This is a genomic window from Chromobacterium sp. Panama (assembly GCF_003052555.1).
Lineage (GTDB): Bacteria > Pseudomonadota > Gammaproteobacteria > Burkholderiales > Chromobacteriaceae > Chromobacterium.
The window spans coordinates 3,032,877-3,052,940 of record NZ_QARX01000001.1; the positions used below are offsets into that span (position 1 = coordinate 3,032,877).

Below are 20,064 nucleotides of genomic sequence, written 5' to 3' on the forward strand. Positions count from 1 at the left end.
GAAAAAGCGGAATGTACAGATGGTACATGAGCATTTTGAGGGTGTTTTTAACGCCGTATTGCTGAAGCGCAGCAGACTTTGAACAGGTTCTCAGGAATCGTCGCCAGCCTCAGCTCTAACTCCGCCATCAGCCGCCGCTCCCGCCAACGCATCCAAGCATCCCGCCCGTCCATGCGCAGCGGCTCCACCAGCCAGGAGGACCCGACATGAGCACCACCCGGCGCGCTGCGCCGCAGCGGCGACGTGCCCAATGTCAACGCCCACTGGCGGCCGCGGCCGCCCAAGGGCTGCGTGCCCTGGGGCAGCACCCATCCCACCCGCTACTGCACCGCCGGCCAGCCGCTGCCCTTGCTCGACGTCGCCTTCCCGCTGCCGTGGTGGCAGCAATGGCTGAGCAAGGAATGGAAGGTCTACCGCGCCACCGAGGTGGAATGGGAGCTGGTGCGGTATCAAAACCGCCAGGCCTCAACGCTTGATAGGCTCAGAGCGGGTCGTAAAAACGCCCGGCTAGCCGGGCGTTTCGCATCCATCCAGACAAAGGCGCTCAGTAGCCCAGCCCCATCGCTGCCTTGACGTCCTGCATGGTGGCGCGCGCCACTTGCTCGGCCTTGGCGTTGCCGGCGGCCACCACTTCCTTGACCAGCTTGGGATTGCTCAGATACTGCTCGGCGCGTTCAAACATCGGCTGCTGTTCGCGGAGTACGCCGTCTATCACCGGTTGCTTGCAGTCCAGGCAACCGATGCCGGCGCTGGTACAGCCCTGCTTCACCCATTCGCGGGTATCGGCGTCGCTGTACACCTGGTGCAGCTGCCATACCGGGCATTTGTCCGGGCTGCCCGGATCGGTGCGGCGCACGCGGGCCGGATCGGTCGGCATCGCCCGCACTTTTTTGGTGACGGTGGCCGGGTCTTCGCGCATGGTGATGGTGTTGCCGTAGGACTTGGACATCTTCTGGCCGTCCAGGCCCGGCATCTTGGACGCCTCGGTCAGCATCGCCTCGCATTCGGCCAGAATGCTCTTGCCCTTGTTCTCCAGCCAGCCAAACAGCCGCTCGCGGTCCGCCGCGCCCAGGTTCTGGCTGGCGGCCAGGATTTCGCGCGCGCCGGCCAAGGCTTCGGCGTTGCCGTCTTGCAGATAGGCGGTGCGCAGGCGGTCGAACTCCTTGCCGGCCTTGCCTATCTTCTTCACCGCGGCGCGGGCCAGTTCTTCGAAGTTGGGTTCGCGGCCAAACAGGTTGTTGAAGCGGCGCGCCACTTCGCGGGTCAGTTCGATGTGCGGCACCTGGTCTTCGCCCACCGGCACCAGGCCGGCCTTGTAGATCAGGATGTCGGCGGCCTGCAGCAGCGGGTAGCCGAGGAAGCCGTAAGTGCCCAGGTCCTTGGTGGACAGTTTTTCGATCTGGTCCTTGTAGGTGGGCACCCGCTCCAGCCAGGACAGCGGGGTCACCATGGACAGCGCCAGGTGCAGTTCCGCGTGCTGCGGCACTTTGGACTGGATGAAGACGGTGGCCTGTTCCGGGTCCACGCCGGCGGCCAGCCAGTCTATCACCATGTCCCACACGCTCTTGCCGATGATGGAGACGTCGTCGTAATTGGTGGTCAGCGCATGCCAGTCCGCCACCATGAAGTAGCAGTCGTGAGTGCTTTGCAGCTGCACCCAGTTCTTGATCACGCCGTGATAGTGGCCAAGGTGCAGGCTGCCGGTGGGGCGCATGCCGGAGAGAATGCGGTTGGCGAACATGTTTGAATTCCGTTTCAGAAAATAAGCGCGACCGCGCCGGAAACGAAGTCCGGCGCGTCAGGATAGGGGTGAGCCGGGCGCTTCAGAGTCGGTTTACGATCTGCTGCGCGTCGTGGAGCGTTACACGGGGAATACGCCTTGTCTCGCTCTAGCTCGCAAGATCGTAAACACACTCTTAGATCAGGGCGCGCACCAGGCCGTACATCAGGCCGTAGAACGGCCGCAAAATGGTGGTCAGCAGGCCGGTGAAGATCAAGGCCAGCAGCACCCACATGCCGTAAGGCTCCAGCTTGGCGTACTTCCAGGCCATGCCGGGCGGCAGAAAGCTCTCCACGATGCGGCCGCCGTCCAGCGGCAGGATGGGCAGCAGATTGAGCAGCATCAGCGAGATATTGATGCCGATGCCGGCCTGGCTCATCAGCGCCAGCGGCTCGCTGTAGCTGGTATCCATGCCGATGGCCAGTTTGAACAGCAGCACCCACATCAGCATCATCAGCAGATTGGAGGCGGGCCCGGCGGCGGCCACCAGCCGGCCGTGCTCGCGCGGCTTGCGCAGCGCGCCGAAGTTGACCGGCACCGGCTTGGCCCAGCCAAAGATGAAGCCGCCCAGCGTCACCGACAGCAAGGGCAGCAGCACGGTGCCGATCGGGTCGATGTGCTTGAGCGGGTTCAGCGTCATCCGCCCCATCATATAGGCGGTGCTGTCGCCGAAACGGCGCGCGGCGTAAGCGTGGGCGGCCTCGTGCAGGGTGATGGCGAACAGCACCGGCAGCGCGTAAATGGTGATTTTCTGGATCAGGTTAATGTCGCCCATGATGTCTCTTGTGGGTTGAAAACGGTGTCGGGAGGCAAAAGCGGAGTTTATAGGCCAAACGGCGACGGGTCGCCCTTGCCGCGACGCAGCAGCTCCACGCCCTCGGTCATGTCGATCACGGTGGTGGGCTCGGTGCCGCACCAGCCGCCGTCTATCACCGCGTCCACCGCGTGCTCCAGCCTCTCGCGGATTTCATACGGGTCGGTCAGCGGTTCCTCGTCGCCGGGCAGCATCAGGGTACAGGACAGGATGGGTTCGCCCAGCTCTTCCAGCAGGGCCAGCGCCACCTTGTGGTCCGGCACCCGCAGCCCGATGGTGGAGCGCTTGGGGTGCAGGGTGCGGCGCGGCACTTCGCGGGTGGCTTGCAGGATGAAGGTGTAGCTGCCGGGGGTGGCGGCCTTCAACATGCGGAACTGGCTGTTGTCCACCTTGGCGTAATTGGCCAGCTCCGACAGATTGTGGCAGACCAGGGTCAGGTGGTGACGCAGGTCCAGCTGGCGGATCTCCAGGATGCGCTCCATCGCCGGCTTGTCGCCCAGCATGCAGCCCAAGGCGTAACAGGAGTCGGTGGGATAGACCACCACCCCGCCCTCGCGCAGGATTTTCACCGCTTCGCGCACCAGCCGCGCTTGCGGATTGTCCGGATGGATCATGAAAAACTGTGCCATGTGGGTCAGCCTTGTGCCGGGTCCGCCGGCCGGATGATGCGCACGGCCAGCGCGTCCCAGATGGGTTTGCAGATCGGCGGCAGGTCGTCGGTGCGGCCGACGTCGCGGCCGCCCTCGCCTGGGGCGTGAAAATCGCTGCCGGCGCTGGAGTACAGTTCGTGGCGGTCCGCCAGCAAGGCGAACTTGTGCATATCGTCCAGGCTGTGGCTGCCGCTGGCCACTTCGATGCCGCGGCCGCCGGCCTGCTTGAAATCGTTGATCAGCCGCTCGATCAGGGTACGGCCCATATCGTAGCGGCCGGGATGGGCGATCACCGCCTCCCCGCCGCCGGCCAGAATCCAGCCCACCGCGTCTTCCAGGCCGGCCCATTCGTGCGCCACGTAGCCGGGCTTGCCCGGCGTCAGGAATTTGCGGAATACGGTGCGCACATCCTTGACCTGGCCGCTATTGACCAGGAAGCGGGCGAAGTGGGTGCGGCCTATCATTTCCGGGTTGTCGCACAAGGCCATCGCGCCGTCGAACGCGCCCTGAATGCCCACCTTGACCAGTTCGTCCGACATCTGCCGCGCGCGGTTGACGCGTCCGTCGCGGATGGATTGCAGGCCGGCGGCCAAGGTCGGCTGGTCCGGGTCTATGCCCAGGCCGACGATGTGCACGGTGTGCTTGCCCCAGGTAACCGAGACTTCGACGCCGTTGAGGAAGGCCAGCCCCTGGCGCGCCGCCTCGGCCCGCGCCGCGGCCAGGCCGTGGGTGCAGTCGTGGTCGGTCAGCGCCACCAGGGTGGCTTCGCGCTCGGCGGCGCGCGCGATCACCTGCTCCGGCGGCAAAGCGCCGTCGGAGGCGTGGGAGTGGAAATGCAGATCGATGCTGGCCATGCTTATTGTCCGTTGGCGGCGGCCTGGCGCGCGGCTTCGCGCAACTCCCAGGCGGCCAGTTTGGCGCGGTATTCCGTCATCAAGGCGTTATAGCTGTCCCAGATGCACGGGTCGCAGCCGCTGCCGCAGCAAGCGTCGTCCGGCGGGGGCTCGGGCGCTTCCGGCGGCGGGTCGAAGTCGTCGTCGTTCATGCCGCCACGACGCGGATGGAAAAGCCTTCGCCGCTGACCTGCTGGCCGGCGCGGATCTTGCAGGTCTTGCGCAGTTCCTCCTGGCCGTCCACTCGCACATTGCCTTCGGCGATGAAATGTTTGGCGGCGCCGCCGGAATCGCAGACATTGCAGATTTTCAGCAGGTCGCACAAGGCGATGTATTCGCCGCTCAATTCAAAGGTTTCGTTCATTTTTGCACACTCGATTGGGACAGGGCTGTGAGCGGGCTGTGGACAAGAACCGCAGCGCCTTCATTTTTCACGCCTTTTTACTGTCGCTTATTTTTTAATCTATCGCCGACAACTATCCACGCCATGGCAGGACAAGCTTGTGGGCCTGTTGTGGATAATTGCGGCAATTTGCTGAATTTCCAGCGCTTTATTCTTTGCGCTCAAAATTTAGGCAACTCGCCCGGCCAGAGGGCGGCCAACGCCGCCCGCGCCTGGGCCATGCGCCTTTCATGCGCGCCGCTCACCCGCGTCGCGTCAACGCCCGCGTCTTGCAGCGCCTGCCGGTAGAGGCCGAACAGCCAATCGCGCTGGGTCGGGTGGCTGCGCAGCGGATCCGGCTCCCAGGGGATGTCCGGCTCGGCCAGCAGAGTCAAGGCGTAATCGCCGGGCCGACACAGCGCGAGCAAGCCGGGGCTGCAATGCCCGTGCGCCACTTCGCTCCAGATCTTGCAATTCAAGGCGGTGGTGTCGCACAACAAAACTTGGACGCCGCCGGCCAAGGACTGTTCCGCCGCCAACTGTCCACGCGCCACTTCCTCTATGATTTCCGGCGTGGAGCGGTACGGCCGCGCGGCGAAATAATCGCGCGCGTATTCCGGCACCCAGGCGGCGGCGATGCCCACCTCGTTCAGCGCCGCCGCCAGCGCGCGCGCCAGCGTGGTCTTGCCGCAGGACTCCGGCCCCACGATGGCGATCTTCAACGGCCGCGCCGCGCCTTCTGACATCCGGCTGCTCTCAAAATACGGAAAAGCGGTCAATTATACGCCGCTTGCCGCGCTATCAACAGCCGGGCCGCTGTTCTCAACAAGCAAAGGGGACAGCCCTGTGCGCCAGCTGTGGACAAGGAAGCTAAGCCCTTGCCGCGAAATGGATTTGACCGTGAAGATCAAAAAATAGGCAGACCGATGGATTACCCACATCCAGCGTGAAAAGCCATGTGGGACAATTGTGGATAAAGCGGCCAAGTCCTTGTTCCGCCAAGCGCATTTTCTTTTGCTTATTTTTTAATCAAAAATCAGCGCAAACTCAAGACGACGGCATGCGCCGCACGCCGTCCATCGCCGGCCCGGCCCCGTCGCGCCCATTTTCCCGTTTGCCCACACCCAAGGTGCAAAGCCGTGTGGGCGAGTTGTGGACAAGCGCGGCAAGACTCTGAAAAACCGGCACAAAAAAAGGCCGCTCAAAAAATGAGCAGCCCGGGTCGCGCACGGCGTCTTAATGCGCGCTCATCTCGCCGCGCAAGGGCTTAGCCAATTGCGCCGCCAGTTGCTGTCCGCTGAGACCGGCGGACAGCAGCACGTGCAGCTTGGCCAGCGCCGCTTCCGGCGTCAGGTCCGCCCCGGCCACCGCGCCGGCACGCGCCAGCGGCTGGCTGGCGGCGTAAGCGCCCACCTCCACCGCGCCGCGCGGCGCCTGGGTGATGTTGAGCACGGCGCCGCCGCGCGCGGTCAGGGCCTTCACCCCGTCCAGCAGCGCCGGATCGGCCGGCGCGTTGCCGCTGCCGTAGCTCATCAGCACCGCCGCATCCAACATCGGGTCCGCCATCAGGCGGCCGGCCAGCGCAGCGCCCTGCCCCGGGCTCAGGAACAGGCAGGCGATGTTCAGGTCTTCGCGCAGCGCCTTGGGCTGGAATTCGCCCTGCCCCGGCAACCAGGCGGCCTTGTTCCAGTGCGGATGGATGGCGAAGCGGGCCAGCGGTTCGGCGTTGGGCGAGCCGAAGCCGGCGAAATGCTCCACATCCAGCTTGCGGGCGCGGCTGCCGCGCAGCAGCAGGCGGTCGAAGGCGATGACGACTTCGCGCAACTCAGGCTGGCAGGCCGCCTCCAGCGCGTCGGCGACATTGTTCCAGCCGTCGGAGCGCGGGTGCAGCAGCGGCAGCTGCGCGCCGGTCAGCACCACCGGCTTGCCCAGCCCGCGCAGAGCGAAGGCCAGTACGCCGGCGGTATAGGCCATGGTGTCGGTGCCGTGGATGACGACGAAGCCGTCGTAGTCGCCGTAACGCTCGGCCAGCGCGGCGATGATGCGGTTCCAGTGGCGCGGCTCGATGGCGGAGGAGTCGATCAACTCGTCGAACTCGACCACGTCGAAATCCAGGCCGGGCCGGCGGAAACGCTCCAGCAGGCCGGGCAACAGGCCTGGAGACGGCGCCAGGCCGTCCGGGGTTTCGGTCATGCCTATGGTGCCACCGGTGTACAACACTAAAACGCGGCTCATGCGATCTCCTGCAAACAGTGTCCAATGCCGCGATGGTAGCTCAATTCGCCGCGACCGCGGCAGGACTGTCCACGCGCAGACGCACCGCGTCGTGCCGCCAGTACTCGTAATCGCAGTCCAGCGTCTCGCCGGCGGCGTCTCGATTGATCCGGCGCACCAGCAGAACGGGGCTACCCTCGGCCAGCATCAGCGCTTGCGCCACGCGGCCTTGCGCCGCCGCCGGCAGGATGTCGAAAGCCGCCGCCGCGTATTCGATGCCGTAATGGCGGCGGTACAAACCGGTCAGCGATTGACTCAAATCCAGCTCCTGGATGTCCGGGAAGCGCTCCGGTCTCAGGAAGTGCTCCACGTATAGCGCCACCCGGCCGTCCAGGCTGCGTTGACGGCAGATTTTCCACAAGGAGCTGAGCGGCGGCACGGCCAGCGCCCGGCACAGCTCGGGCGAGGCCAGCACGGTTTCCACGCTCAAGAGCCGGGTTTCCGCCGCGCGCTGCTGGGCGTCGGCCATGCGCTGGAAATGGTTGCCGTAAAGCGGCGCGTATTCCAGCCGCGGAAACGCGAGAAACCAGCCGCGCCGTTCTTCGCGGTAGACCCGCCCTTCGGCCTCCAGCACGCCCAAGGCCTCCTTCAAGGTGATGCGGGTGGTGGCGAACAACTCCGCCAGCGCGCGCTCCGACGGCAGGCGGCCGCCCGGCCGCAGCAGGCCGCCGTCGATTTGCTGCAATAAGGCGGCGCGGATGCGCGCGGCCTGGGAAAGCGGTTTCGATTCAGGCATCAGGACTAGTCCAGCAATCAGGTCTCCGCCGGCTTTTTACCAAGAAAAAATGACAAGGAAATGACTGACCGCCAGCGCCGCCGGCCGGCCTTGCGCCGATTTGTCACCGACATGCAATCAAACTGCCATGCGAGCTAAACCGGAATGTCATCTACACGGAATACCATCAGCATCGCTTTTATTTGACCTAGTCCAAAGGGATGGATGCCATGAATACACCGTTGCGCTGCGCCGTTCTGGGCGCGCTGGCCCTGCTGGCCAACACCGCTTTCGCCGATAATCTGAGCGCGCTGATCCAGGCCGCCAAGAAAGAGGGCGAGCTGAACGTGATCGCCCTGCCCCATGACTGGTGCGGCTACGGCGGCGTGATCGCCGGCTTCAAGGCCAAGTACGGCATCAAGGTGAACGAACTCAATCCGGACGCCGGCTCCGCCGACGAACTGGAGGCGATCAAGGCCAACAAGAACAATAAGGGCCCGCAGGCGCCGGACGTGATCGACGTGGGCCTGTCCTTCGGCCCGCAAGCCAAGGCCGCCGGCCTGTTGCAGCCGTACAAAGTCTCCAACTGGAAAACCATTCCGGACAGCGTCAAGGACAAGGACGGCTATTGGTACGGCGATTACTACGGCGTGCTGGCCTTCGAGGTGAACAAGGATCTGGTCGCCAAGACGCCGACCGACTGGAGCGACCTGCTGAAGCCGGAGTACAAGAACGCGGTGGCGCTGGCCGGCGACCCGCGCGCCGCCAACCAGGCGATCCAGGGCGTGTTCGCCGCCGGCCTGTCCCAGTCCAAGGGCAATGTGGCCAAGGCCGCCGACGCCGGCCTCAAGTTTTTCGCGCAGTTGAACAAGAGCGGCAATTTCGTGCCGGTGATCGGCAAGGCGGCTTCGCTGGCCCAAGGCAGCACCCCCATCGTGATCCGCTGGGACTACAACGCGCTGGCCGACCGCGACACCTTGAAGGGCAACCCCAAGGTGGAAGTGGTGGTGCCCAAGAGCGGCGTGGTGGCCGGCGTTTACGCCCAGGGCATAAGCGCTTACGCGCCGCACCCCAACGCCGCCAAGCTGTGGCAGGAATACCTGTTCTCCGACGAAGGCCAACTGGCCTGGCTCAAGGGCTATTGCCACCCCACCCGCTTCAACGATCTGGCCGCGCGCAAGAAAATCCCGCAGGACTTGCTGAGCCGGATGCCGGACGCCGCCGCCTATAAGAAGGCCCTGTTCCCCACGCTGGAACAGCAAGAGGCTTACAAGGCGGTGATCACCAAGCAGTGGGACGGCGTGGTGGGCAGCAACGTCAAGTAAGCCGGCCTCATCCCCTTGGCGCGCGGCGCTGTCGCCGCGCGCGGGCTCTCTTTGGAAACACGCCCTCATGTCCGCATCTTCCGACTCTCTCGCCGGCCGTTCCGGCCCGGCGTCGCCGCGCCGCGCCGGCGGCGGCTTCGTCTCGCTGTCCTGGCTGGGCGTGGCGCCGTTCTTCCTGTTTGCGCTGCTCTTCCTGCTGCTGCCCACCGCCCGACTGCTACTGGGCGCCTTCCAGGACGCCGACGGCCATTTCACGCTGAACAATATCGCCCGGCTGTTCGAGCCGGCGATTCTCGACGCCTACAAGATCAGCTTGCAGATCAGCGCCGCCTCCGCGCTCTTGGGCGCGGCCTTCGGCCTGTTGCTGGCCCTGGCGGCGATCCGCGGCCGGCTGCCGGACTGGATCCGCCCGACGCTGGCCACCTTTTCCGGCGTGGCGTCCAACTTCGCCGGCGTGCCGCTGGCCTTCGCCTTCCTGGCCACGCTGGGCCGCATGGGCCTGGTGACGGTGCTGCTGCGCCGCTATCTGGACTTCGATCTCTACGCCGGCGGCTTCAGCATTCTCAGCTTCAGCGGCCTGACTCTGACCTATCTGTATTTCCAGATTCCGCTGATGGTGCTGATCGTCAGCCCGGCCATAGACGGCCTTAAAACCGAATGGCGCGAGGCCTGCGACAGCCTGGGCGGTTCCGCCTTCGCCTACTGGAGCCGCATCGCGCTGCCGGTGCTGTGGCCCAGCATCCTGGGCGCGGCGCTGCTGCTGTTCGCCAACGCCTTCGGCGCGGTGGCCACCGCCTACGCGCTGACCGGCAGCTCGCTCAACATCGTCACCATCCTGCTGTACGCGCAAATCCGCGGCGATGTGCTGCACGACCAGAACCTGGGCTACGCGCTGGCCTTGGGCATGATCGTGGTGACCGGCCTGTCCAACGCCGCCTACATCTGGCTGCGCGGCCGCGCGGAAAGGAGCCGGGCATGAAACGCCAGCCTGTCCACAAACCGTCGTCGCGCCTGGGCGCCTGGATCGCCGTCGTCGCCGGCGGCCTGTACTTCTTGCTGCCGTTGTTGGCCACCTTCGAGTTCAGCCTGAAGATGCTGCGCGAAGGCTATAGCTTCGAAGCCTACAAGCTGGTGCTGCAAGACCCCGGCTTTCAGCAAAGCTTCGCCTATTCCGCGCTGATGGCCGTGTTCACCATCGTCATCGGCCTCCTGCTGGTGGCGCCCACCGCGTTCTGGATCCAGCTCCGCCTGCCGCGGCTGCGTCCGCTGGTGGAGTTCATCACCTTGCTGCCGCTGGTGATTCCGGCCATCGTCATCGTGTTCGGCTATCTGCGCCTGTTCGGCAGCGACGCCTGGCTGCCCCTGACCGGCAGCGAGCGCGGCACCGATCTCTTGCTGGTCTGCAGCTATGTGACGCTGGCCCTGCCCTATCTATACCGTTCCATCGACGCCGGCCTGTCCGCCATCGACGTGCGTTCGCTGGCCGAGGCGGCGCAAAGTCTGGGCGGCGGCTGGCGGGTGATTCTGCTGCGGGTGATCTTCCCCAATATCCAATCCGCGCTGCTGTCCGGCGCTTTTCTGACCTTCGCCATCGTCATCGGCGAATTCACCATGGCCAGCTTGCTGGCGCGGCCGGCCTTCGGCCCTTATCTGCAATTGATCGGCGCCAACCGGGCCTACGAGCCGGCGGCGCTGGCCATCATCGCCTTTTTGATCACCTGGGCGGCCATGGGCCTGCTGCAGGTGGCCGGCCGTCACCGTCGCGCGCTGCGCGAGGCGACAGCGACAGAATAAGAGAGACCCCATATGGCATACCTGGACATCCGGCACCTCAACAAGCGCTACGGCCAGCACACGGTGGTGCACGACTTCAATATGCGGGTGGAGGCCGGCGAGTTCGTCACCTTCCTCGGCCCGTCCGGCTGCGGCAAAACCACGGTGCTGCGCATGATCGCCGGCTTCGAAACCCCCAGCGGCGGCGCCATCCGCCTGCAGGGCGAGGACATCACCGCCTGCGCGCCGCAAAAGCGCGGCATCGGCATGGTGTTTCAGAGCTATGCGCTGTTTCCCAATATGACCGCCGGCGAAAACATCGCCTTCGGCTTGAAGATGCAGAAGCGGCCGGCCGCCGACATCCGCCGCAAGGTGGCGGACGCGCTGGCGCTGGTGGAGCTGTCCGGCAAGGAGGGCCACTACCCGCACCAGCTCTCCGGCGGCCAACGCCAGCGGGTGGCGCTGGCGCGCGCGCTGGTGGTGGAGCCGCGCATTCTGCTGCTGGACGAGCCGCTGTCTGCGCTGGACGCGCGCATCCGCAAGAATCTGCGCGAGCAGATCCGCGACATTCAGCGCCGGCTGGGACTGACCACTATTTTCGTGACCCACGACCAGGAAGAAGCGCTGACCCTGTCCGACCGCATCTTCGTGATGAATCAGGGCAAGGTGGAGCAGGAGGGCGCCGCCGAAACCATCTACACCCAGCCGGCCACCGAATTCGTCGCCCGCTTCATGGGCAATTACAATCTGCTGTCCGCCGGCGACAGCCGGGCGCTGTTCGGCCTGGACATCCAGGGCCATCTGGCGATCCGCCCGGAGTCCATTCAATTGCTGCCCGGCGACAGCGCGGAAACGGACAGCCTGCCGGCGGTGGTGAAGCAGCGCCAGTTGCTGGGCAATGTCGTCCGTTATCAGGTGGAAAGCGCCGGCGCGCTGCTGCAGGTGGACAGGCTGAACCGCAACCCGGCGGATTTGCTGGCCGACGGCGCGCCGGTGCGGCTGCGCGTCCAGCGCGACGATATGCGCGAAGTGCGCTAAACGTCGGTCGGCCGCCGGAAATAGGCCATTTGCCGGCGCAGGCTGCCGGCCCGCTGCGACACTTCCTGCGCCGCCGCCGACAATTGCTCGCTGGCGGCGGCGTTGCCCTGGGACAGCTGGCTCAGTCCCTGCATCACCTGATTGATGCCGCCCACGTGCTGCGCCTGGGCCACGGCCTCCTTGGAGATATCCCGCACCAGCTGCCGGGTTTGCTGGCTGGATTCGACGATGGCGCTCAGGCTCTTGCCGGCCTCTTCCGCCAGCCTCACGCTGCCGGCCGCCACCTGGCCGATCTCCTTGGCCGCGGTCTGGCTGCGCATCGCCAGCTTGCGCACCTCGTCGGCCACCACGGCGAAGCCGCGGCCCAGCTCGCCGGCGCGCGCCGCCTCGATGGCGGCGTTGAGCGCCAGCAAATTGGTCTGATAGGCGATGTCGTCGATGATGTCGGTACGCTGGGCGATCACATGCATCGCCTCTATGGTTTCGCCGACGACCCGCCTGCCCTCCTCGGCCTGACGCGCGGCTTCGCTGGCGACATCGCCGCTGCGGCTGGCGTCGCGAGCCATCGCGAACATCTGCCCGGCGATCTCGTCCACCGCGTGGCTGGTTTGCTCGATGTCGGAAGAAGTGCGGCAGGCGCTGTCGGACAGGCCCTGCGATGCGCTGTTCAATTGCAGCGAGGCGTTGGCCACCGCGTCCGCGTCCTGCTGCACCTGCAGAATCACCCCGCTCAGCTTCCGCCCCATCTGGCGGATGTGCGCGGCCAGGCTGTTGTCGTCAGACGAAGCCAGCCGCAGCCGGAAGTCCAGTTGGCCGCCGGCCAGCTCCCGCATGCCCTGCGCCACCTCGTCCGGCTCCGCGCCCAAGGTCCGCAGGATGCTGCGCGCCAGCAGCAGCGCGGCGGCGATGGGCAGCAACACCCCGGCCAACACCGCCAACGCCAGCCAGCTTTGCCAGCGCGCGGCGGACTGCTGCGCCGCCAGCGCGTCGCGGATCCGGATCAACACCGCGTTCTGCACCTCCAGCAAAGCGTCGATGCGCCGGCTGGCCACGTCGAACCACTCTTCGCTGGACAAGCTCTGCATCGCGCCCGGGCCGCGCGCCAGCACCGCGTCGCGCAGCGACTCGTACGCCCCGCTCGCGTCCATCGCCTGGGCCAGCAAACGTTCGTCGCCGTCGTTCTGCCGGTACAGGCTGCGGCACAGCGCCTCCTGCGACACCATGCCGCTGGCCAGGCGGAACTCGTTGATATTGAAACTGCCCACCGCCAGCACTCCGCCGATCAAGCCGCGGGCGCGGCCGGTGTACTCCGTCTGGCAATGCAAGGCGGACCATTGCTGCACCAAGGCGCGCACGTCCTCGCTTTGCGAATAGAACAGGGTGATGACCTTGGAGAGCCGCTCGATGATTTCGGTGTAGCGTTCAAACGCCGGCAGCGGCGAAATATGGCGCTGCGCCACATCGCGGCGCAAGGTCGAGAGCAGCTCCGCCGCCGGCAGTTGCTGGGAAAGAAACAGGCCGGCCTTGCGCGGCAACTCGTCGCCCGGCGGCTGGCGCAAGCGGGTCAACAGCGCGTCGGCCTGCGCCTTTTGCCGCAGCAAGACGGCCGGCATCGGCTTATGCTCGTTCAGATAGCGGTTGCTCAGGCCGCGCTCGATCTGCAAGGCGTGAATCAGCGCCCCCACTTGCTGCACATCGTCCACCAGCGCCTGGTCGCGCTGCAAAGCCTGTACCGTCCGCCACTGCGTAAAGGCAAACCACAAGGCCCCGCACAGCAAGAGCAGCACCAGCGGAGCGATCAACAAGGCCAGCTTGTGCACCAGCTTCAGACGGAAGTGCATCGGGTATCCTGTTCGCAAGCCATGGACCAAGGACCGCCGGAGCCCAACCCTGACGCAGCGGCCAACCGCTCTAACTATAGGCAATGGCTGGACAAGGCAAACACAGTGGCATGAGACGCGCGCAGGCAGGGCGAGCGCGCAAAGAAAAACCCGCCGCGAAAGCAACGGGTTGCGGGGCGGCGGCGATCAGGCCGCGCGCAGACTGGCGATCATGATCCAGCCTATCAAGGCCGGCGCCATCGCCATGCAGAAGCCGCGCATCAGGCGCATGCCGCGGCCGGCGCCGTCGCCGCTCAACTCGCGGCGCACCACAGGCCAAGCCTTCCAGCCCACGAACAAGGCCAGCAACAGCTCGCCCACCGGCATCAGCAGTTTGGAAGTGAGGTAATCCAGAAAATCGAAAAAGCTCATGCCGAACAGCTGGTAATCGCTCCACACGCCCAGCGACAGCGAAGCGGGAATGCCCAGCAGGAAAATGCCCAGCGTCATCACCCAGGCGGATTGCGTGCGCTTGAGGCCGAACTCGTCCATCGCGAAGCTGGTCACCACCTCCAGCAAGGACACCGAAGACGTCAGCGCCGCCAGCAGCAGCAGGCAGAAGAACATCACCGCGAACACCTGCCCCAGCGGCAGGTGGGCGAACACCGCCGGCATGGTGATGAAGGTCAGGCCCGGACCCGCCGAGGGGTCGAAGCCGAAGGCGAACACCGCCGGCAGCACCATCAGGCCGGCCAGGAAGCAGGTGGCCACCGTCAAGGCGATCACCCATAGGGCCGAACCCAGCAGATTGGACTCTTTGCTGACGTAAGAACCGTAGGTGATCATGATGCCCAGGCCCAGCGACAGCGAAAAGAAGGCCAGCCCCAAGGCGTCCACCAGCATGGCGCTGCTGACCTTGGAGAAATCCGGCGCCACGAAATACTTCACGCCTTCCCAGGCGCCCGGCAGCGTCAGGCCGCGTGCGATCAGCACCAGCATCAGCACGAACAAGGCCGGCATCAGGAACTTGGACAGGTTTTCAATGCCCTTCTGCACGCCGCCGGCCACCACCCACACCGTCAGCAAGGCGAAGCCGGCGTGATAGGCAATGGGCTCCAGCGGATCGCTGATGAAGCCGCTGAAGATGGCGCCCAGAGTCTTGGCGTCCGACGTCATGATGCCGCCGCCCAGCGCCTTGACGATGTAGGCGATGGTCCACCCCCCCACCACGCTGTAGAAGGACAGGATCAGGAAACACACCAAGACGCTCATATAACCGATGACGGGCCAGCCGCCGCCGGCCAACTGCCGGAAAGCGCCGACTGCGCCGGCCTTGGACGCGCGCCCCAAGGCCATCTCGGCCAGCATCAGGGCCAGGCCCAGCGTCAGGCAAATGCCCAGGTAAATAAACAGGAAGGCGCCGCCGCCATTGGTGGCGGCGACATAGGGAAATTTCCAGATCGCCCCCAGCCCAATGGCCGAGCCGGCGGCAGCGAGGATGAAACCGAGGCGCGAGCCCCATTGTGATCTTGCCATGATGCAGTCTGCTTCTTTGTCCGAATATTTGTTCTTGAATCGCCGAGATCGACGCCCGCGCCCAAACGCGATCGCCGCAGCGGCAAAGGTGCTGTTTTGCGCCGGTAAGGCGCGGCTCGCGCCAGGCCAGATCATGAAGCCCGGGAGCGAACGGAAGGGACCCGGCAAGCCGGGCAAGGGAGAGAAAACCGCCGTGTGGGCGGGCCGAAAGCCGCGTCAGGGGTGGCGACGGGCTACGGTTCTCGCTAGTGTATTTTGCGTACAAACACGAATTTACCATGATTGATGGCAATTTCCAGCGTACGCAGGCAATTAATTCCGACTCCCAGCGCAAGTACGGTCATTTCCCGGCAAAGATGGGCATGACAATCCACTCTCAATTAAGTTGAGCATGAAATATCTGTACTCAGGGAATACACTTAGAGCGGCGGACAAAAAACAGTTCCACGCGGCAAGCAAGGCGCGCCGGCCGGACAGCGCAAGCAAGACGGCGAGCCGATGCCACGCGGCGCCTGGAGTTTGTCAGCCGCTTTAAGACCAGCGGCCCCACTGCTACGCGCCTGGCCACGCCAGGAGCGAACTCGCCGGCCTCACGCGACTTACGGAGAGCCCCTATGGCGATACTGCAAGCCTTCCAATCGCTGATCGACACCGTACAGGGCGCCTTGATCATCGCGCTTCCCGCAGACGGCCAGATCGTCAGCGCCAACCAGTTGGCCGCCATCCTGCTGGCCACTCCGCACGGCGATCTGATTGGCCAGCCCTTCTCCCGCTTTCTGCCGGACCCCGCGGACAGCGAACTGCTGGCCGGCGAACTGCGCCGCACCAGCATGATCTACAACCGCTCGCTCTCCTTGCAAGCCAGCGGCGGACGCCGCTTCGAGGTGCAGATGTCGCTGCGCGAGGTGGAGCTGGAAGGCGCGCTCATGCTGGTCTACAGCTTCAGCGACCGGACGGAAACCAAGGTCATGAGCCAGTTGCTGGATTTTGAGCGCAATCTGGTGGAGCGCTCGATCAGCCTGATGAAAAGCCTGCGCGCGGAAGACAAGCAAGCCGACGACGACAAATTGACCGGCGTGGCCGGCATGCACCGCCTGCTCTCCGCCGCCCATGCCGAAACCGGCCGCGCGCGCCGCTACGGCGGCGCCGTCTCCGGCCTGATCCTCAGCCTGATGAACGTGCCCGAACCGATGCCGGAGCTTGACGAGGGCTCGGCGCACCGCCACTTGCTGCGCCTGGCCGGCAGCCTGTGCCTGCAAAGCACGCGCGACAGCGATCTGGTGGCCCAGCGCGAAGACGACGCCTTCATCATTCTGCTGCCCAACACCGGCGTAAGCGGCGCCAACGAACTGGCGCGCAGGCTGATCAAATCGCTGCGCCAGCTCAGCTTCGTCTACCAGGGAGAAGAGCGCAAGGCGGCCGCCTGCGTCGGGCTGAGCGCTCTGCGCGGCAGCGAAAACACGCCCAAACCCATGCTGGAACGCTTAAACGAAGCGCTGCAAAAAGCGCGGGAAGGCGGTCCCAACTACATCGTCAAACTGCCCTGAAGCGTCTGTCCGGCTAGGCAGGAGCGCCGCGCCCCAGCCAAACGGCTTCAGCCCTATATAAAGACAAACCGGCGAGGCATCGTCTTGACGCCTCGCCGGTTTCGTTTCCATCGGCCGTTTAGCCTGTCAGCAACTCACTTCCGCGTTCTTGCGCGCATAGAACCACCAGCACAAGGCGATGCAGCTGATATAGAAAACAATGAAGCACAACAGCGCCGGCTCCGCGCCGCCGGTCGCCTTCATGGACGCACCAAAGCTCTGCGGAATGAAATAGCCGCCGTAAGCGCCAATGGCGCTGATGAAGCCGCCAGCCGCGGCCGACTCCTTGACCCCGTCCGCCTCGGCCTGCTTGCGCGCGTCTTCGCCGCGACCGGCCGCCGCGCGCAGCCGCCCGGTGGTGAAGATGGTCGGAATCATTCGGTAAGTCGAACCATTGCCCACGCCAGCCATGGTGAACAGCAAGAGGAACATGGCGAAGAAGCCGGCAAAGCTGCCGCCGCTCAACTGCCCGGCCGCGTCATGCGCCGGCAGGAAGTGCAACACCCCCACCACCGCCAAGGCCATCACCGCGAACACCCACATGGTCACCCGCGCGCCGCCGAGCTTGTCCGAGATCACGCCGCCTATCGGGCGCACCAGGGCGCCGAGCAAGGGGCCGATAAAGGCGAACTTGGCCACCGGCACCTCCGGAAACTGCGTCTTGGTCAACAAGGCGAAAGCGCCGGCAAAACCGATGAAGCTGCCGAAAGTGCCGATGTACAGCCAGCACATCAGCCAATTATGCTTGCGGCGGAAAATCACCGCCTGCTCTGTGAACGAGGCCTTGGCGTCCGCCAGGTCGTTCATGCCGAACCAGGCCGCCGCCGTGGCCAAAACAATGAACGGCACCCAGACGAAGCCGGCGTTCTGCAGCCACAAGCTCTTTTCCACCCCATCCTTGACATAATGCTGCGCATCGCCGCCGAAGGCGCCGAACATGCCGCCGGTCACCACCAGCGGAATCACGAACTGGGCCAAGGACACGCCGAGGTTGCCGAAACCCGCGTTCAAGCCGTTGGCCGCGCCCTTCTGCGCCTTGGGGAAAAAGTAAGCGATATTGGCCATGGAGCTGGCGAAATTGCCGCTGCCCAGCCCGCACAGCAAGGCGATCGCCAGCATCACCGGATAAGACGTCGTGGGATCCTGCACCGCAAAGCCCAGCCATATCGCCGGAATCAACAGCGAGGCGGTGGACAAGGTCGTCCATTTGCGCCCGCCCACTATGGACGGCATGAAGGAATAAAAAATGCGCAAGGTCGCGCCGGACAGCGCCGGCAGCGCCGTCAGCAAAAACAGCTGATCCTTGGTGTAATTGAAACCCGCGTTCGGCAGGTTCAAGGTCACTACGCTCCACAATACCGAAATGACGAAAGCCAGCGTCAGACACGGAATCGAAATCCACAAATTGCGCCGCGCAATGCTCTGGCCTTCTTGTTGCCAGAACTCGGCGCTTTCCGGCTCCCACCGTTTGATGACATAAGACATGACTCAACCCTCCCCGCCGGCCCGAGTCATGGCCAGACCAGCGCTATTTGACAATCTTTTAAAGGCGGCGCGCGTCAAGGCGCCGCCATGCAACTCAAACTCAACGACTGGCGGTGGCCAGACGCAAACGCTCCGCGGCCACCGGCTTGAACGAGTAATGCATCCAGACCAGGCTGACGCAGACCGTGCCGTACAGCAGCATGAAACAGCTGGAACGCACCCCGGCGAGGTCCACCAGCGCGCCGAACAGAATCGGCAACACGAAACCGGCCAGTCCGCCGGCCAGGCCCACCACGCCGGACACCGCGCCGATATTGTCGGGAAAATCATTGGCGATGAACTTGAACACCGAAGCCTTACCCACCGCCATCGCCACTCCGGCGATGAACAACACCGCGGTGAATAGCACCGAGTTCAAACCGATATGCAGGCTCCACGGTCCCTTGACGGTGGCCACCACCATCTCAGTCTGCGGATAGGACAAGACGAAGAAGCACACCCATAACACCCACATCACCCACCAGGTGGTCCGGTACGCGCCGAAGCGATCCGACATCCAGCCGCCGATCGCGCGCAGTACGCCGCCCGGCAAGGAAAAACAGGCGGCAAGAAAAGCCGCGGTTTTCATATCAAAGCCGTACTCGCCGACAAAATACTTGGTCAGCCACAGCGACAAGCCGACATAGCCGCCAAACACCACCGAGTAATACTGCGAGTAGCGCCAAACCCGGGGATCGCGCATCACCCGCAGTTGATCGACGAAACGCTGGCTCCCTCCGCTCAAGTGCGCCGGATTGTGATAACTGCAAAACCAAAACAGCAGCGCCGCAGCCAGCATCACCCCGGCGTAAACCTGGGGCACCAGCGTCCAGCCGCCCAGCGCGATCAAGGCCGGCGCCACGAATTTATTCACCGCCGCGCCGGAATTGCCCGCGCCGAACACGCCCATCGCCATACCCTGATGCCGCGCGTCGAACCAGCGCGCCACATAGGGCGTGCCCACCGAAAAACTGCCGCCCGCCAAGCCGATGAACAGCCCAATCAGCAAGAAATGCCAATACTGGGAGGCGAACTCCATCAGATAAATCGGCAGCACCGCGCTCAGCATCAGGCAGAACAAAACGATGCGACCGCCATAGCGGTCGGTCCAGATCCCCAAGGGCACCCGCACCAGCGAACCCGACAACACCGGCATCGCCACCAGAATGCCGAACTCGGTTTCGTTCAGCCCCAGTTGCTGCTTCACCGGAATGCCCACCACGCCCATCATCATCCACACCATGAAACAGACGGTGAAAGCAAAAGTGCTGACGGCCAGCACTGAATACTGCTTGTACGCCGCGGATGTCATCTTTCCTCCCTCAGCGGCCTGGCGGCCGGTCAGTCCAACTCCATACTCACACCATACTGCTCGCGCGCCGGGAAACCCATTCGCCAGACGTGGGCAAGACCGAGGAAAAACGATCTAATCGAAATAGTTCTTTTGGGTGGTATTCAGGACAGCGGCGATGCCGCAGAAGGGATGGAAGGCGGCGTAGCCGTCCGGCTTTGCGCCAATGCAAGTTACAGCCCCGGCGACATTGGCTAAGATAGGCGGCATTGCCAACAAGGGAGCCTCCCCCATGAATGCCGCCAAGAAGATTCGCCGTTTCATCGAAGAAGGACATGACCCGCAGCAAATGCAAGTGCTCAAGGAACTGGCGACCGCACTGGAAATGGGCCGCTCTTTCGACCTCAGCCTGCTCTACGATATCGACATGCGCTACTTCGACGTCGCCATCGACCTACTGAAAGACTGGCGCTTCGACCACCACATCGCCTCTCGCAGCAAGCTGCTGGAGCAGTTGCTGACCGAGATCGCACCGGACAGACAGGCGAAAGCGCAGGAAACCCCTGCAGTCAAACCGGCTGCGAGCAAAGCCGCCAAACTCAAAAAGTAAGCGGACAGCGGACGCAACAAAGCCTCCCTTTAGGGGAGGCTTCCGTGTCGCCG

21 protein-coding genes are annotated in these 20,064 nt (G+C 64.4%); 8 read left to right on the forward strand and 13 right to left on the reverse strand.

Annotation, left to right across the window (positions count from 1 at the left end):
- Positions 1-243 precede the first annotated feature (243 nt).
- Positions 244-573: a hypothetical protein gene (locus DB032_RS23755; protein WP_146176676.1), complete on the forward strand. Its 330-nt coding sequence runs from the start codon at positions 244-246 to the stop codon at positions 571-573.
- On the opposite strand, the gene DB032_RS13710 is transcribed toward DB032_RS23755, so the two are convergent.
- The 7 genes from DB032_RS13710 to DB032_RS13740 form a co-directional block, all read right to left on the reverse strand.
- Positions 545-1,741 carry a tryptophan--tRNA ligase gene (locus tag DB032_RS13710; RefSeq protein WP_107799978.1) on the reverse strand — a complete coding sequence of 399 codons (1,197 nt, stop codon included), beginning with the start codon at positions 1,739-1,741 and terminating at the stop codon, positions 545-547. The two genes, DB032_RS23755 and DB032_RS13710, sit on opposite strands and share 29 nt — an antisense overlap.
- 175 nt (positions 1,742-1,916) lie before the next feature.
- Positions 1,917-2,555: a site-2 protease family protein gene (locus DB032_RS13715; RefSeq protein ID WP_107799979.1), complete on the reverse strand. Its 639-nt coding sequence runs from the start codon at positions 2,553-2,555 to the stop codon at positions 1,917-1,919.
- Between the two features lie 47 nt (positions 2,556-2,602).
- A complete protein-coding gene (locus DB032_RS13720) occupies positions 2,603-3,223 on the reverse strand; it encodes an L-threonylcarbamoyladenylate synthase (protein WP_107799980.1) in 621 nt (206 codons plus the stop codon).
- A gap of 5 nt (positions 3,224-3,228) precedes the next feature.
- The gene (locus DB032_RS13725) at positions 3,229-4,098 is read right to left on the reverse strand and encodes a 3',5'-nucleoside bisphosphate phosphatase (protein ID WP_107799981.1); all 870 of its coding nucleotides are present in this window, start codon (positions 4,096-4,098) and stop codon (positions 3,229-3,231) included.
- Between the two features lie 2 nt (positions 4,099-4,100).
- A complete protein-coding gene (locus tag DB032_RS13730; protein ID WP_019101808.1) occupies positions 4,101-4,289 on the reverse strand; it encodes an oxidoreductase-like domain-containing protein in 189 nt (62 codons plus the stop codon).
- The gene (locus DB032_RS13735; protein WP_107799982.1) at positions 4,286-4,501 is read right to left on the reverse strand and encodes an RNA-binding S4 domain-containing protein; all 216 of its coding nucleotides are present in this window, start codon (positions 4,499-4,501) and stop codon (positions 4,286-4,288) included. Before DB032_RS13735 ends, DB032_RS13730 begins: the two co-directional genes overlap by 4 nt.
- A gap of 200 nt (positions 4,502-4,701) precedes the next feature.
- The gene (locus DB032_RS13740) at positions 4,702-5,241 is read right to left on the reverse strand and encodes an AAA family ATPase (RefSeq protein ID WP_233246709.1); all 540 of its coding nucleotides are present in this window, start codon (positions 5,239-5,241) and stop codon (positions 4,702-4,704) included.
- Between DB032_RS13740 and DB032_RS24430 the strand changes: the two genes are divergently transcribed.
- The gene (locus DB032_RS24430) at positions 5,228-5,437 is read left to right on the forward strand and encodes a hypothetical protein (protein ID WP_199226054.1); all 210 of its coding nucleotides are present in this window, start codon (positions 5,228-5,230) and stop codon (positions 5,435-5,437) included. The two genes, DB032_RS13740 and DB032_RS24430, sit on opposite strands and share 14 nt — an antisense overlap.
- Before the next feature lie 318 nt (positions 5,438-5,755).
- Here DB032_RS24430 and DB032_RS13745 read toward each other — a convergent pair whose 3' ends face one another.
- Together DB032_RS13745 and DB032_RS13750 are read right to left on the reverse strand one after the other, a co-directional pair.
- Positions 5,756-6,754, reverse strand: a complete 999-nt coding sequence (locus DB032_RS13745) for an asparaginase (RefSeq protein ID WP_107799984.1) — start codon at positions 6,752-6,754, stop codon at positions 5,756-5,758.
- A 40-nt stretch (positions 6,755-6,794) separates the two neighbouring features.
- Positions 6,795-7,529, reverse strand: a complete 735-nt coding sequence (locus tag DB032_RS13750) for a UTRA domain-containing protein (RefSeq protein WP_107799985.1) — start codon at positions 7,527-7,529, stop codon at positions 6,795-6,797.
- A 209-nt stretch (positions 7,530-7,738) separates the two neighbouring features.
- On the opposite strand from DB032_RS13750, the gene DB032_RS13755 reads away from it, so the two are divergent.
- The 4 genes from DB032_RS13755 (at position 7,739) to DB032_RS13770 (ending at position 11,644) form a co-directional block, all read left to right on the forward strand.
- Complete coding sequence (locus DB032_RS13755; protein ID WP_199225895.1) at positions 7,739-8,833, forward strand: ABC transporter substrate-binding protein; 1,095 nt, start codon at positions 7,739-7,741, stop codon at positions 8,831-8,833.
- Between the two features lie 67 nt (positions 8,834-8,900).
- On the forward strand, positions 8,901-9,812 hold the full coding sequence (locus DB032_RS13760; protein WP_107799987.1) for an ABC transporter permease subunit: 912 nt from the start codon (positions 8,901-8,903) through the stop codon (positions 9,810-9,812).
- Positions 9,809-10,627, forward strand: a complete 819-nt coding sequence (locus DB032_RS13765; RefSeq protein WP_107799988.1) for an ABC transporter permease — start codon at positions 9,809-9,811, stop codon at positions 10,625-10,627. The genes DB032_RS13760 and DB032_RS13765 overlap by 4 nt, the downstream gene beginning before the upstream one ends.
- Before the next feature lie 12 nt (positions 10,628-10,639).
- On the forward strand, positions 10,640-11,644 hold the full coding sequence (locus DB032_RS13770; protein ID WP_107799989.1) for an ABC transporter ATP-binding protein: 1,005 nt from the start codon (positions 10,640-10,642) through the stop codon (positions 11,642-11,644).
- Here the strand turns inward: DB032_RS13770 and DB032_RS24620 are convergent.
- The gene (locus tag DB032_RS24620) at positions 11,641-13,485 is read right to left on the reverse strand and encodes a methyl-accepting chemotaxis protein (RefSeq protein ID WP_146176677.1); all 1,845 of its coding nucleotides are present in this window, start codon (positions 13,483-13,485) and stop codon (positions 11,641-11,643) included. The two genes, DB032_RS13770 and DB032_RS24620, sit on opposite strands and share 4 nt — an antisense overlap.
- 186 nt (positions 13,486-13,671) lie before the next feature.
- Positions 13,672-15,000 carry a sodium-dependent transporter gene (locus DB032_RS13780; RefSeq protein WP_107799990.1) on the reverse strand — a complete coding sequence of 443 codons (1,329 nt, stop codon included), beginning with the start codon at positions 14,998-15,000 and terminating at the stop codon, positions 13,672-13,674.
- Between the two features lie 614 nt (positions 15,001-15,614).
- Here DB032_RS13780 and DB032_RS13785 point away from each other — a divergent pair.
- The gene (locus DB032_RS13785) at positions 15,615-16,547 is read left to right on the forward strand and encodes a PAS domain-containing protein (RefSeq protein WP_107799991.1); all 933 of its coding nucleotides are present in this window, start codon (positions 15,615-15,617) and stop codon (positions 16,545-16,547) included.
- A 126-nt stretch (positions 16,548-16,673) separates the two neighbouring features.
- Here DB032_RS13785 and DB032_RS13790 read toward each other — a convergent pair whose 3' ends face one another.
- Positions 16,674-18,071, reverse strand: coding sequence for a NarK family nitrate/nitrite MFS transporter (locus DB032_RS13790; RefSeq protein ID WP_107799992.1), 1,398 nt, complete (start codon positions 18,069-18,071; stop codon positions 16,674-16,676).
- Positions 18,072-18,171: 100 nt separating this feature from the next.
- Positions 18,172-19,422, reverse strand: coding sequence for a nitrate/nitrite transporter (locus DB032_RS13795; RefSeq protein ID WP_107799993.1), 1,251 nt, complete (start codon positions 19,420-19,422; stop codon positions 18,172-18,174).
- 271 nt (positions 19,423-19,693) lie between these two features.
- On the opposite strand from DB032_RS13795, the gene DB032_RS13800 reads away from it, so the two are divergent.
- Entirely contained in the window at positions 19,694-20,011 is a 318-nt protein-coding gene (locus DB032_RS13800; RefSeq protein ID WP_107799994.1) for a hypothetical protein, read from the forward strand.
- Positions 20,012-20,064 lie beyond the last annotated feature (53 nt).

Coding starts and splice junctions, on each gene's coding strand:
- DB032_RS13720 (WP_107799980.1), bottom strand. CDS start 3,223: ATGGCACAGTTTTTCATGATCCATCCGGACAATCCGCAAGCGCGGCTG.
- DB032_RS13750 (WP_107799985.1), bottom strand. CDS start 7,529: ATGCCTGAATCGAAACCGCTTTCCCAGGCCGCGCGCATCCGCGCCGCC.
- DB032_RS24430 (WP_199226054.1), top strand. CDS start 5,228: ATGGCGATCTTCAACGGCCGCGCCGCGCCTTCTGACATCCGGCTGCTC.
- DB032_RS13780 (WP_107799990.1), bottom strand. CDS start 15,000: ATGGCAAGATCACAATGGGGCTCGCGCCTCGGTTTCATCCTCGCTGCC.
- DB032_RS13715 (WP_107799979.1), bottom strand. CDS start 2,555: ATGGGCGACATTAACCTGATCCAGAAAATCACCATTTACGCGCTGCCG.
- DB032_RS13790 (WP_107799992.1), bottom strand. CDS start 18,071: ATGTCTTATGTCATCAAACGGTGGGAGCCGGAAAGCGCCGAGTTCTGG.
- DB032_RS13710 (WP_107799978.1), bottom strand. CDS start 1,741: ATGTTCGCCAACCGCATTCTCTCCGGCATGCGCCCCACCGGCAGCCTG.
- DB032_RS13725 (WP_107799981.1), bottom strand. CDS start 4,098: ATGGCCAGCATCGATCTGCATTTCCACTCCCACGCCTCCGACGGCGCT.
- DB032_RS13770 (WP_107799989.1), top strand. CDS start 10,640: ATGGCATACCTGGACATCCGGCACCTCAACAAGCGCTACGGCCAGCAC.
- DB032_RS13755 (WP_199225895.1), top strand. CDS start 7,739: ATGAATACACCGTTGCGCTGCGCCGTTCTGGGCGCGCTGGCCCTGCTG.
- DB032_RS13785 (WP_107799991.1), top strand. CDS start 15,615: ATGGCGATACTGCAAGCCTTCCAATCGCTGATCGACACCGTACAGGGC.
- DB032_RS13730 (WP_019101808.1), bottom strand. CDS start 4,289: ATGAACGACGACGACTTCGACCCGCCGCCGGAAGCGCCCGAGCCCCCG.
- DB032_RS13745 (WP_107799984.1), bottom strand. CDS start 6,754: ATGAGCCGCGTTTTAGTGTTGTACACCGGTGGCACCATAGGCATGACC.
- DB032_RS13795 (WP_107799993.1), bottom strand. CDS start 19,422: ATGACATCCGCGGCGTACAAGCAGTATTCAGTGCTGGCCGTCAGCACT.
- DB032_RS13760 (WP_107799987.1), top strand. CDS start 8,901: ATGTCCGCATCTTCCGACTCTCTCGCCGGCCGTTCCGGCCCGGCGTCG.
- DB032_RS13765 (WP_107799988.1), top strand. CDS start 9,809: ATGAAACGCCAGCCTGTCCACAAACCGTCGTCGCGCCTGGGCGCCTGG.
- DB032_RS13735 (WP_107799982.1), bottom strand. CDS start 4,501: ATGAACGAAACCTTTGAATTGAGCGGCGAATACATCGCCTTGTGCGAC.
- DB032_RS24620 (WP_146176677.1), bottom strand. CDS start 13,485: ATGCACTTCCGTCTGAAGCTGGTGCACAAGCTGGCCTTGTTGATCGCT.
- DB032_RS13800 (WP_107799994.1), top strand. CDS start 19,694: ATGAATGCCGCCAAGAAGATTCGCCGTTTCATCGAAGAAGGACATGAC.